This is a genomic window from Allobosea sp. P1_B10 (genome assembly GCF_056406735.1).
Genome location: NZ_JBFTZP010000005.1, coordinates 230,000 through 241,549 on the forward strand (window position 1 = coordinate 230,000; position 11,550 = coordinate 241,549).

General features: G+C 67.6%; 10 protein-coding genes. 6 read left to right on the forward strand and 4 right to left on the reverse strand.

Annotated elements, in window-relative coordinates:
- Positions 1-163 precede the first annotated feature (163 nt).
- The 3 genes from lptM to AC1D2L_RS14020 all read left to right on the forward strand — a co-directional run bounded on the left by lptM (position 164) and on the right by AC1D2L_RS14020 (position 4,716).
- The gene (gene lptM, locus AC1D2L_RS14010; RefSeq protein ID WP_476846477.1) at positions 164-427 is read left to right on the forward strand and encodes an LPS translocon maturation chaperone LptM; all 264 of its coding nucleotides are present in this window, start codon (positions 164-166) and stop codon (positions 425-427) included.
- 170 nt (positions 428-597) lie between these two features.
- On the forward strand, positions 598-1,887 hold the full coding sequence (gene lysA, locus AC1D2L_RS14015; protein WP_476846478.1) for a diaminopimelate decarboxylase: 1,290 nt from the start codon (positions 598-600) through the stop codon (positions 1,885-1,887).
- Positions 1,888-2,016: 129 nt separating this feature from the next.
- Positions 2,017-4,716 (forward strand): TIGR02302 family protein, encoded by a 2,700-nt coding sequence (locus AC1D2L_RS14020; RefSeq protein ID WP_476846479.1) that lies wholly within the window; start codon positions 2,017-2,019, stop codon positions 4,714-4,716.
- A gap of 128 nt (positions 4,717-4,844) precedes the next feature.
- On the opposite strand, the gene yddG is transcribed toward AC1D2L_RS14020, so the two are convergent.
- Positions 4,845-5,708: an aromatic amino acid exporter YddG gene (gene yddG / locus AC1D2L_RS14025; protein ID WP_476846480.1), complete on the reverse strand. Its 864-nt coding sequence runs from the start codon at positions 5,706-5,708 to the stop codon at positions 4,845-4,847.
- Between the two features lie 214 nt (positions 5,709-5,922).
- On the opposite strand from yddG, the gene AC1D2L_RS14030 reads away from it, so the two are divergent.
- Both AC1D2L_RS14030 and AC1D2L_RS14035 read left to right on the forward strand, forming a co-directional pair.
- Positions 5,923-7,125: an MFS transporter gene (locus AC1D2L_RS14030; RefSeq protein WP_476846481.1), complete on the forward strand. Its 1,203-nt coding sequence runs from the start codon at positions 5,923-5,925 to the stop codon at positions 7,123-7,125.
- A 93-nt stretch (positions 7,126-7,218) separates the two neighbouring features.
- Complete coding sequence (locus AC1D2L_RS14035; protein WP_476846482.1) at positions 7,219-8,469, forward strand: MFS transporter; 1,251 nt, start codon at positions 7,219-7,221, stop codon at positions 8,467-8,469.
- A gap of 3 nt (positions 8,470-8,472) precedes the next feature.
- On the opposite strand, the gene phbB is transcribed toward AC1D2L_RS14035, so the two are convergent.
- Genes phbB through AC1D2L_RS14050 form a run of 3 tightly spaced genes read right to left on the reverse strand, consistent with a single transcriptional unit; the run spans position 8,473 to position 10,632 of the window.
- The gene (gene phbB / locus AC1D2L_RS14040; RefSeq protein WP_476846483.1) at positions 8,473-9,195 is read right to left on the reverse strand and encodes an acetoacetyl-CoA reductase; all 723 of its coding nucleotides are present in this window, start codon (positions 9,193-9,195) and stop codon (positions 8,473-8,475) included.
- Positions 9,196-9,230: 35 nt separating this feature from the next.
- A complete protein-coding gene (locus AC1D2L_RS14045) occupies positions 9,231-9,446 on the reverse strand; it encodes a DUF1737 domain-containing protein (RefSeq protein ID WP_476846484.1) in 216 nt (71 codons plus the stop codon).
- Positions 9,447-9,450: 4 nt separating this feature from the next.
- Positions 9,451-10,632, reverse strand: a complete 1,182-nt coding sequence (locus AC1D2L_RS14050; protein ID WP_476846485.1) for an acetyl-CoA C-acetyltransferase — start codon at positions 10,630-10,632, stop codon at positions 9,451-9,453.
- Between the two features lie 309 nt (positions 10,633-10,941).
- Here AC1D2L_RS14050 and phaR point away from each other — a divergent pair, with 309 nt between their 5' ends.
- Positions 10,942-11,538, forward strand: coding sequence for a polyhydroxyalkanoate synthesis repressor PhaR (gene phaR / locus AC1D2L_RS14055; protein ID WP_476846486.1), 597 nt, complete (start codon positions 10,942-10,944; stop codon positions 11,536-11,538).
- Positions 11,539-11,550: the final 12 nt, after the last annotated feature.

Consider the following 11,550-nt stretch of genomic DNA (forward strand, 5'->3'; position numbering starts at 1 on the left):
CTCAGCCGTCATTGCGAGCACAGCGAAGCAATCCGGGAGGGTAGCGCTCTACGTTCCTGGATGGCTTCGTCGCTGCGCTCCTCGCAATGACGGCAATCGCTCGCTTCGCGCCGACCTATTCGCTACACTTGTCGCCTCTGCTCAAGTCCGAGGGTTTGTTTTCGTGCCGTATCCCCGCCTGAAACTCGGCCGCGCCATCATCGTGGCCGGCCTGCTTGGACTGAGCCTTGGCGCCTGCGGCCGCAAAGGGCCGCTCGAGCCGCCCCCGGCCGCAGCGAATGCGATCGATCTGCCCGATGGCGATATCGGCGCGACGCCTGTCGACGTGCCCGGCGCGACCGAGGTCTCGCCGCTGGCAAAACCGTCGAAAGCCAACCGCGCCATCACCGTCCCCGACAAGAGCTTCATGCTCGACCCGATTCTCTGAAGCGCAACTGATTTAACGCCGTCATCCTGAGGAGCCGCCAGGCGGCGCCTCGCAGGATGGTCCAGCAGGATGCGAAAGCCGCTGGGGCATCCGTCACGATGCGTGTCCTGCGGGCGCGCTCGTCAGGATGACGGTCGAGATTGATCCCGACGGATTTTTGAGCAGCAACCATGCACCATTTCAGCTATCGCGACGGCTCGCTTTTTGCCGAGGACGTCGATCTCCGCACCATCGCCGCAGAGGTCGGCACACCGGTTTATGTCTATTCCTCGGCCACGATCGAGCGGCACTACAGGCTCTATGAAGCCGCGATGAAGTCGGCCGCGCCCGACGGCCGGGCCCATGTCTTCTATGCGATGAAGGCCAACGGCAATCTCGGCGTGCTGAAGACGCTGGCCGCGCTGGGCGCCGGCGTCGACACCGTCTCAGAGGGCGAGGTCCGCAAGGCGCTCGCCGCCGGCTTCCCGGCCAACAAGATCGTGTTCTCCGGCGTCGGCAAGTCCGAGAGCGAACTGCGTTTCGCAGTCGAAGCCGGGATCTACCAGGTCAATATCGAGACAGAGGACGAACTCGACCTGCTTGCCCGCGTCGCCGCCAGCCTCGGCAAGCGCCAGGAAGCCGTGTTTCGGGTCAATCCCGATATCGGTGCCGGCGGCCACGCCAAGATCACCACGGGCTCCTCCGAGAACAAGTTCGGCGTCTCCTTCGAGGAGGTCGGCCGGCTCTATGCCCGCGCCGCCAACCAGGCCGGCGTGCGCATGATGGGCCTGGCGGTGCATATCGGCAGCCAGATCAAGGATACCGCATCCTTCGAGGCGGCCTATGCCAAGATGGCGGCGCTGGTCGGCGACCTGCGGGCCGAGGGCCATCGCGTCGACAGGCTCGACCTCGGTGGCGGCCTCGGTATCCCCTATGAGATCCCGAAGGATTTCGACCACGGGCCCGATCTGATCCAGGCCTATGCCGCGATGGTGGCGCGCGTCACCAACGGGCTGGACGTCGAGCTCGGCTTCGAGCCCGGCCGCCTGATCGTCGGCAATGCCGGCATCCTGCTGACGCAGGTGCTGCATCTCAATCCGCGCCCGACCAAGCAGTTCCTGGTCGTCGACGCCGCGATGAACGACCTGATGCGGCCGGCGATGTACGAGGCCTATCACGAGATCTGGCCGGTCACCGAGTCCGCGACAGGGGTTGCGACCGTTGCCTATGACGTGGTCGGGCCGATCTGCGAATCGGGCGACACCTTCACCACCGGCCGCGCGCTGCCGGCGCTGAAGCCCGGCGACCTGATCGCCTTCATGACGGCGGGCGCCTACGGCGCCAGCATGTCCTCGACCTACAACCAGCGCCCGCTGGTCGCGGAGGTGCTGGTCAAGGGCGACCGGTTCGCGGTGACGCGTCCGCGCCAGACCTATAAAGAGCTTCTCGGCACGGATCGTGCACCGCCCTGGCTCGACTGATCGCCCGTTCACGAAGCGCGGAGCGGTGGGGCCGGGGCAGTCTTCGCTCTGGCCTTGCCATATTCACGTGCTAGCCTGTGACCAGGCATATGGCTTGAGAACGGCGCGGGGGCGGCTCGGAGCGACTGCATGAACGAAGCTGAGCGCCACAAGGCGCCCGAATCGATCGAGGGCATCCGCAAGCGGCTCAGCCGGTTAGCGGCTGCATCGCGTGTCTCGCTCGGTTGGGAACGGCTTTGGCCCAGATTGTGGTTGCCGGCCGCCATTCTGCTGACCTTCCTCGCGGTCTCATGGGCGGGCCTGTGGACCTGGCTGCCCTGGCAGGGGCGGGCGCTCGGTGTCGCGCTCTTCGGTGTCGGCCTGCTGGCAAGCCTCTGGCACGTCGCGACCACGCGCGTGCCGACCCGCCGCGATGCGCTCACCCGTCTCGACAAATCATTGGCCGATGGGCACCGCCCGGCCTCATCGCTCGAGGACAGCCTGGCTGTCGGAGCGAGTGATCCGGTTTCGCAGGCGCTGTGGAAACTCCATGTCGAACGCCAGGGCCGGCGGGTCGCAGGGCTCAAGGTCGCCGCGCCGCGCCCGCTCATGGCCGGTCGCGACAAGCTCGCCTTGCGGGCCGTGCCGCTGCTCGCCGCCGTCACGGCACTGTTTGCCGCCGGCGACGAGGCGGGACGCCGCTTCCAGGCCGCCTTCGACTGGCGCGGGCCGGCCGCTGCGACGCCCTCCATCCGGATCGACGCCTGGATCGACCCGCCGGGCTATACGCGCCTGCCGCCGATCCTGATCGACTTCGCGAAATTGCAGCAAGGCAAGCTCGCCAGCCCGAATTTCTCCGCGCCCGAGAAATCGACGATCGTCGTGCGCATCGCCGGCAAGACGGCGATGGATGTCGCGACGACCGGTCGGCTCGACCCGTTGGCGCCGGCCGAGGCCAAGGACGCAAGGCCGGCCTCCGGCGATACGCCTGCCGTGCTGGAGAAGCGCTTCACGCTCGCCGGAAACGGCACGCTCAGGCTGACCGGTTCAGGTGCGCCCTCGGGCACGCTGACCCTCACCGCGATCGCCGACCAGCCGCCGCAGATCAGCTTCATCGAGCCGCCAAAACCCGTGACTGGCGCGCAATCTGGCGGGCTTGGCATCAGCTACCGCGCCAAGGACGATTACGGCGTCGCGGCGACGGAGGTTCTGGTGTCGCGGCCCGGGCCGGCGTCGGGCGGACGCTCGCTGGTCGAGCCGCCGAAGCAGTCTCTCGCCGTGCCGTCCTCGCCATCGGGCGAGGAGGACATGAAGAGCACGGTCGATTTCTCGGCCCACCCGTGGGCTGGCGCGAAGGTGCGCATGACGCTGGTCGCGCGCGACGATGCCGGCCAGGAGGGCCGCAGCGAGTCTGTCGAGGTGACGCTGCCGCAGCGCACCTTCACCAAGCCGCTGGCAAAGGCCCTGGTCGAGCAACGCCGCAAGCTCGTCATGGATGTCGAGGACCGACGCAAGGTCCAACTCGCCATGGACGCGCTGATGATCGAGCCCGAACTCTTCATGAAGGAGACCGGCGTCTATCTCGGCATGCGCATGATCAACGAGCGGCTGCGCGGCTCCACCAGCGACGACCAGCTGCGTGAGGTCGCAGAGTTGATGTGGGCGATGGCCCTGCAGCTCGAGGACGGCGACATGTCCGACGCAGAGCGGGCGCTGCGCGCGGCGCAGGAGAATTTGCAGCAGGCGCTGGAGCGCGGTGCCTCCGAGGAGGAGATCAAGAAGCTCACCGAAGAGATGCGCCGGGCGATGGATCGCTTCATGCGCCAGCTCGCCGAGCAGATGCAGCGCCAGCAGCAGAATGGCGACCAGAACATGGCCAAGCTGCCGGAGAATTTCCGCAGCGTGACGCCGCGCGATCTCCAGAACATGCTCGACCGCATCGAGGAGCTCTCCAAGCGCGGCGACATGGCCGAGGCTCAGCGCCTGATGGAAGAGCTCAACCAGATGCTCAACAACCTGCAGATGGCCCGCCCGGGCCAGCAGGACCCGCGCCAGCGCGAGATGAACCAGGCACTGGGCGAGCTCGACAAGATGACGCGCGAGCAGCAGCAATTGCGTGACGAGACCTATCAGCAGGAGCAGCAGCGCCAGAACCGCACCCAGCGCGGCCAGCGCCCGGGCCAACAGCAGCAGGCGCGGCCCGGTCAGCGCCAGCAAGGCCAGCAGGGCCAGCGCCAGCGCGGACAGCAGCCCGGTCAGCAGCAGCCCGGAGATCAGGGCGAGGGCGAGGATGGCGAGAATGGCGAGGGGCAGCAGGGACAGAACGGCCAGGGACAGAGCCTGGCCGAGCGCCAGCAGGCCCTGAAGGAGCGCCTGCAGGAGTTGCAGCGCCGTATGCGCGGCATGGGCGCGCCGCAGCAGGGCGAGCTCGGCGAGGCCGAGGATGCTATGGGCGAGGCGCAAGGGCAGCTCGGGCAGGGCCAGGGCGAGGGCGCGCTGGAATCGCAGGGGCGTGCGCTCGACGCCTTGCGCAAGGGCGGGCAGAACCTCGCCCAGCAGATGCAGGGCCAGCCCGGCGAAGGCGGCGAGCCCGGCGAGAACGCTTTTGGCGAGCCAGACGGCCAGCCGGCGGGGCGTCCCTCGGCGCAGCAGCGCGGTCGCGAGGATCCGCTCGGTCGGCCGCAGCGCCAGCGCGACTGGGCCGATGGCCGCGTGCGCGTGCCCGGCGCAGACGAAAGCGCGACGCAGCGCGCGCGGCGGATCCTGGAAGAGCTGCGGCGCCGGCTGGGCGATCCTTCGCGTCCGAGCGAGGAACTGGATTACCTGGAACGGCTGCTCCGGCGGAACTGAGGGTTGCGCCCCTCTCCGTCATTGCGAGCGAAGCAATCCAGCCGCTGGTGCGCCCTGCCGACTCTGGATTGCTTCGCTTCGCTCGCAATGACAATCCCGGCTGCGCTGCCCTTATCGAGACGCGCGGATCAGGAGCTGGTGCGACGGGGCTGGAAGCTCGCGACAACCGCCCCGACCACGATCAGCGCGCAGGAGCCTGCGAGCAGCCAGCTCGCCTGGGCATAGCCGGCCGCCACCAGGACCAGCGTCGAGAGCACCGGCGCGGCGTAGGAGGCGACGCCCAGCAGGGCGACGTCGCCCTTCTTCATGCCGATATCCCAGACCACGAAGGCAAGCCCGATCGAGCCGATGCCGAGACCAAGGACCCCGCCCCATTCCGTGGGGCTCAGCGACCAGAGCGTGGTCTCGAAGGCGACGTGACAGGCGAAGGCCGCAACGGCACAGCCGAGCAGCGTCAGGCTGAGGCTCTCGGAAGGGACCGTGGAAAAGCGGCGCGACAGCACCGAATAGCTCGCCCAGACGAAGGCGCCGAGGGCGGCCAGGAGATGTCCGAGCGAGAGCCCGCCGCCGCTGCCGAGCCCGCCTGAAATCAGCAGCATGGTCGCGCCGAGGCCGATCAGCGCACCGATCAGGTGCCTCAGCTTGAGGCCGCCTCCGGGCAGCAAAGCTGCAAACAGCACGATCAGCAGCGGCCAGAGATAGTGGATGAGGTTGGCTTCCGCCGGCGGCGCCGTCTTGACGGCGGCGTAGTACAACGCGCTGTCGCCGAAGGGGCCGTAGAGGCCCAGCGCGAAGGAGGCCGGCGTCGGCACGATGCGACGGATCTCGCCGCGCGCGATCGCCACGCCCAGGATCACCAGCCCGCCGATGGCGAAGGTCATGCCGACCAGCTGGAACGCCGGGACGCGGCCCGACATGGCAGTGAACAACGCCAGCGTCGACCAGAGCAGGATGGCATTCAGGCCGATGGTCGTTGCGGTGCGGGAGGTCATGGCATGCAATCGTTCAGAAGAGCGTGGTCCGGCATGGGACCGGCGCAGGCTGTCGGTCAAGATTTACATTCCGCGGGCGCGTCGCGATCTTGGGATAATGCCGCTGTTGCCCGATGTTGCTGCGCCGCAGCACCGCCTTGCCGCCATGGGCGCCATGCTCGCGACGCCGTGCCGGCCCGTTGACGGCGGGAGCGCTGGGGACCATGCGTCAGGCATGACAACGATCCCGATGCCCTCTGTCGCCCGTCGTCCGCTGATGCCGGTGCTGCTGGCGCTGAGCATGGCGCATCTGCTGAACGATCTCGTCCAGTCGATGATCCCGGCGCTCTATCCGCTGATCAAGGAGAGCTATCAGCTCGATTTCATGCAGATCGGGCTGATCACGCTGGCCTTCCAGGTCACCTCCTCGCTGCTGCAGCCGCTGCTCGGCTATGTCACGGACAAGCGGCCCTGGCCCTATGCGATGGTCGCCGGCATGTGCTCGACCCTGTCCGGGCTGCTGCTGCTCGCCTTCGCGCAGAGCTATGGGGTCGTGCTCGTCGCGGCGGCGCTGATCGGGCTGGGCTCGGCCGTGTTCCACCCGGAAGCGACGCGGATGGCGCGCCATGCTGCGGCTGGACGGCAGGGGCTGGCGCAGGGCGTGTTCCAGGTCGGCGGGCATGTCGGCTATGCCGTCGGGCCGCTGCTGGCGGCGCTGGTGGTGGTGCCGCGCGGGCAGACGAGCCTGTCCTGGTTCTCCGGCGTGGTGCTGGTGGCGATGCTGCTGATGGGCTGGCTCGGTGCGCGCTATTCGGCCCTGCGGCGGGAGCAAAAGGCCTCGAGCGACCATATCGAGGAGGCGCCGAGCCATGGCTTGCCGCGCGGGCGCGTCCTGCTCGCCATGACGGTCCTGGTCGTGCTGCTGTTGTCGAAGAACGGCTACACCGCCGCCTTCACCTCCTACTACACCTTCTACCTGATCGAGCGCTTCGGCATCGCGCTGCAGCTCTCCCAGATCATGCTCTTCATCTACCTCGTCGTCGGCGCCGCCGGCGTCATCATCGGCGGCATGATCGGCGACAGGATCGGCCGCGACCGCGTGATCTGGCTCTCGATCCTGGGATCGCTGCCGTTTGCGCTGGTGCTGCCCTATGCCGACCTGTTCTGGACAGGCGTGCTCAGCGTGATCGTCAGCTTCATCATGGCCAGTGCCTTCTCGGCGATCCTGATCTACGCGATCGACCTCGTGCCGCATCGCGTCGGCCTGGTCGGTGGCCTGTTCTACGGCCTGTCCTTCGGGCTCGGCGGTATCGCCGCGGCGGGGCTGGGAGCGCTGGCGGATTCGATCGGCATCATCGCGGTGTTCAAGCTCTGCTCGTGGCTGCCGGCCATGGGGCTCCTGACGTTCCTGCTGCCGAGATCGGGCCGACGTTCGTAACGACGACGCCGCAGCGACGTACTGAGCCCACATTTGGTCCCTAGCGATTCCTGAGACCCGGCCGGCCTCGCCGGCGCTGCGCAGGAGATTGCCGTGCTGGTTCAGATCGGGACGCTCATCGCCGCAACCAGCCTGGTGCAACTCGCCAACGGCTTCTTCAACACCTTCCTGTCGCTGCGGCTGACGACGGAGGGGTTCGGTGCGACCGCCTCGGGCATCGTGCTCAGCGCCTATTTCGTCGGCTTCACCCTCGGGGCGGTGGGCTGCGGCGGGGTGATCCAGCGCATCGGCCATATCCGCGCCTACGCCGCCTTTGCCGGGCTCGTCATCGTCGGGGCGGCAGCGATGCCGCTCTTTATCTCGGCACCGGCCTGGATCGCCTGTCGTGTCGCGATGGGCATCGGCTGCGTCGGGCTGTTCGTCACCACGGAGAGCTGGCTCAACGCCAAGGCCCAGGCGGACCAGCGCGGCCGCGTGTTCTCGACCTATATGGTCGGCACCTTCCTGGCGCTGGCGGTCGGGCAGCTCGTGATCGCCAGGCTCGCGATCCAGTCAGCCGCCGCCTTCCATGTCGTCGGGGCACTGTTCGCGCTGGCGCTGGTCATGGTCTGCACGACGCGGGCCGAGGCGCCCACCACGGTGCCCGCAGCGGAAGGGGGCGCTTCGCTGGCTTATGGCGAGCTCACGCGTCAGGCGCCCGTCGCGGTCGCCGGCTGCGTCGTCAGCGGCATCATCAGCAGCGCCTTCTATGCGCTGGTGCCGGCCTGGATGCTGAACAACGGCATCGAGCAGGGCACGATCGCCTTGTTCATGCTGGTCGCCGTGCTCGGCGGGCTGGCCTTGCAGGTGCCGGTCGGGCGTCTGTCGGACCGGAACGACCGCCGGCTCGTCCTGGCGGGGCTGGCGGTGGGTTTCGCGGCTGCCGCCGTGCTGCTGGTGCTGCTGCCGCCGCAGCTGGCGACGGTGCTGCCGGTGGCGGCGCTGCTCGGCGGCTTCATGTCGACGCTCTACCCGGTCTGCGTCGCGCACGCCTTCGACCGCATGCCGTCCGATCGCGTCGTCGCGGTCAGCGGCAGGCTGATCCTGGTGAGCGGCATCGGCTCGGCGCTCGGCCCCATCCTCGGCGCCGGGATCATGGCGCGCTTCGACATCAACGGCCTGCTCTACTTCATGGCGCTGATGACGCTGCTGCTGGCGGCGATCGCCGGCTTGCGGATCCGGGTCCGCGAGGCGCCGGAGCGGGTGGAGCGCCCCTTCGACATCATCGACCCGATGACGGCGCCGATCTCGCAGGAGCCCGAGGCGACCGAGGCGGACGGGACGCCTCGGCCGGCCGCGGCGTGAGGCTCACGCCATGTACTGCCCGCCATTGACGGCGAAGGTCGCGCCGGTGGTGAAGGCGCCGTGCTCGGAGGCCAGGAACACGACCATCTGGGCGATTTCCTCGGGCTTGCCGAGACGGCCCGTAGGAATGCCGGCAATGACGCGCTGGAGCGCGGCTTCCGGCATGGCGGCGACCATATCGGTGCCGATATAGCCCGGCGTGATCGTGTTCACGGTGATGCCCTTGTTGGCGTTCTCCTGGGCCAGCGCCTTGACGAAGCCGATGTCGCCGGCCTTGGCGGCGGAGTAGTTGACCTGGCCCATCTGGCCCTTCTGGCCGTTGATCGAGGAGATCACGATGATGCGGCCGAAGGAGCGGGCACGCATGCCCTCGATCACGGGGCGTGTCATGTTGAAGAGCGAGTCGAGATTGGTGCGGATCACATCCGACCATTGCTCGCGGGTCATCTTGTGGAAGAAGCCGTCGCGGGTGATGCCGGCATTGTTGATCAGGATGTCGACCGGGCCGTTCTCGGCCTCGACCTGGGCGATGCCCGCCGCGCAGGCGTCGTAGTCGCCGACATCCCATTTATAGACCGGGATGCCGGTCTCGGCCTTGAACTTGGCCGCCGCCTCGTCGTTGCCGGCATAGCTAGCGGCCACCTTGTGCCCGGCCGCCAGCAGGGCCCGGCTGATTGCCGCGCCGATGCCCCTCGTCCCCCCAGTAACCAACGCGACCTTCGCCATAGCCTTTTTCCCCTCTAGGCGGCGTGATCGCCGCGCTATTCTTCTGACAATTTCATGTCGGACCGGTATGGGCCGTCCACGTCCTTGATGATGGCCTGGCCGCAGACCACGCGCTGCGACGTCGCGTCGAAAGTCAGGGTCGGGTGCCCATACAGCACCCAGCCCTGGCTCAAAGCCTCCGAGACCCGATGACAGAAGGAGGCGTCATCGGGGCCGGTCAGATAGCGGTAGAGGGTGGTCTGCCGCGCCATTGCGTCAGGCGCGCTCGACCGCGAGGGCGACGCCCATGCCGCCGCCGATGCAGAGCGTGGCGAGGCCCTTCTTGGCGTCGCGCTTCTGCATCTCGTGCAGCAGCGTCACCAGCACGCGGGCGCCCGAGGCGCCGATCGGATGGCCGATCGCGATCGCGCCGCCATTGACGTTGACGATGTCGGGGTTCCAGCCGAGGTCCTTGTTGACCGCCAGCGCCTGGGCCGCGAAGGCCTCGTTGGCTTCGACGAGGTCAAGGTCGGAGACCGACCAGCCGGCGCGCTCCAGTGCCTTGCGCGTGGCCGGGATGGGGCCCGAGCCCATGATGGCGGGGTCGACGCCTGCCGTGGCCCAGGACTTGATCGTGGCGAGCGGCTTCAGGCCGCGCTTGGCGGCTTCCTTGCCGCTCATGATCACCAGGGCCGCGGCGCCGTCATTGATGCCCGAGGCATTGCCCGCGGTGACGGTGCCATCCTTGGAGAAGGCGGGACGCAGCTTGGCCATCCCCTCGACGGTCGCGCCATGGCGCGGATACTCGTCGTCGCTGATCACGATGTCGCCCTTGCGGGTCGAGATGGTGAAGGGGACGATCTCGTCCTTGAACTTGCCGGCCTTCTGCGCGGCCTCGGCCTTGTTCTGCGAGCCGACCGCGAACTTGTCCTGCTCCTCGCGGCTGATCTGCCACTTGGTCGCGACGTTCTCGGCGGTCGTGCCCATGTGGTAGCCGTGGAAGGCATCCCAGAGGCCGTCCTTGATCATGGTGTCGACGAACTTGGTGTCGCCCATCTTGGTGCCGTTGCGCAGATGAGCGCCGTGCTGCGACATCGACATCGATTCCTGGCCACCGGCCACGATGATGTCGGCATCGCCGCTGGCGATCTGCTGCAGGCCGATGGCGACGGCGCGCAGGCCCGAGCCGCAGAGCTGGTTCAGGCCCCAGGCGGTCGCCTCCTGCGGGATGCCTGCGGCCATGGCTGCCTGGCGGGCGGGGTTCTGGCCCTGACCGGCGGTCAGGATCTGGCCCATTATGACCTCGTCGACATCGGCGGGGTCGACCTTGGCGCGGGCGAGCGCTTCCTTGATCGCAGCGGCGCCGAGTTCATGGGCCGGGGTATTGGCAAAGACGCCGTTGAAGGCGCCGACCGCCGTACGTGCTGCGCCGACGATGACGATGTCCGTATCAGACATGGCTAGATTCCCTGTTCTTCTCGCGTGTCCGGCTGTCGCTGGTCACTGGGTTCGGCAGGCACCTTCGAAGGCTGCCGCGCCGCCGTCAAGTAAGCCTGAGGAGGACGATGCGGGAGGGGGGCGCCGCAAACCCGCCGCGCTGCCTGACGTCGATGCAATCTCGCACCTGCCGCAGAGCAGGTTTTGCGCTGCACGCTCAAAAAACTTGCGGCATGCCGCCGACAAGCTATCGTTGCGGGTGGAACCGTTCCGATCGGCCGTACCGCGATCTTCGTGGCAGGGCGCGAACCAAAGTGATGCAGGATTCTGATGGCCAGCGACAAAGAACCGACCGTCATCAAGAAATACGCCAATCGCCGCCTCTACCATACTGGAACAAGTTCCTATGTTACGCTTGAGGATCTGGCTGGCCTTGTGCGCGGCGGTGAGGATTTCGTGGTCTATGACGCGAAGTCCGGCGAGGACATCACCCGGTCCGTTCTGGCCCAGATCATCTTCGACGAGGAGGCCAAGGACGGACAGAACCTTCTGCCGATCGCCTTCCTGCGTCAGCTGATCCGGTTCTACGGCGACAGCATGCAGGCGCTGGTGCCGCGCTACCTCGAATTCTCGATGGACAACCTGACCAAGGACCAGGGCCAGTTCCGCGAGCAGATGGCCAAGGCCTTCTCGGGCGGCGCCTTCGGCGGGACCGGCGCCATGGATGCGATCCAGGCGCAGACGCGGGCCAACATGGCGATGTTCACCGACGCCTTCCGCATGTTCAACCCCTTCACGGCCATGGCCGCCGCCAAGGAACAGGAAGCGTCCCAGGCCAATCCGGCCAAGGGCGACGATCTCGGCGACCTCAAGCGCGAGCTCAACGAGATGCGCGAACGGCTAGACAAGCTCGCAAAGCCGAAGTGAGACGCGCCACGC

Bases quoted from the DNA above. Each gene is read 5' to 3' on its own strand.
- lysA (WP_476846478.1), top strand. From the start codon at position 598: ATGCACCATTTCAGCTATCGCGACGGCTCGCTTTTTGCCGAGGACGTC.
- AC1D2L_RS14020 (WP_476846479.1), top strand. From the start codon at position 2,017: ATGAACGAAGCTGAGCGCCACAAGGCGCCCGAATCGATCGAGGGCATC.
- yddG (WP_476846480.1), bottom strand. From the start codon at position 5,708: ATGACCTCCCGCACCGCAACGACCATCGGCCTGAATGCCATCCTGCTC.
- AC1D2L_RS14030 (WP_476846481.1), top strand. From the start codon at position 5,923: ATGACAACGATCCCGATGCCCTCTGTCGCCCGTCGTCCGCTGATGCCG.
- phbB (WP_476846483.1), bottom strand. From the start codon at position 9,195: ATGGCGAAGGTCGCGTTGGTTACTGGGGGGACGAGGGGCATCGGCGCG.
- AC1D2L_RS14045 (WP_476846484.1), bottom strand. From the start codon at position 9,446: ATGGCGCGGCAGACCACCCTCTACCGCTATCTGACCGGCCCCGATGAC.
- AC1D2L_RS14050 (WP_476846485.1), bottom strand. From the start codon at position 10,632: ATGTCTGATACGGACATCGTCATCGTCGGCGCAGCACGTACGGCGGTC.
- phaR (WP_476846486.1), top strand. From the start codon at position 10,942: ATGGCCAGCGACAAAGAACCGACCGTCATCAAGAAATACGCCAATCGC.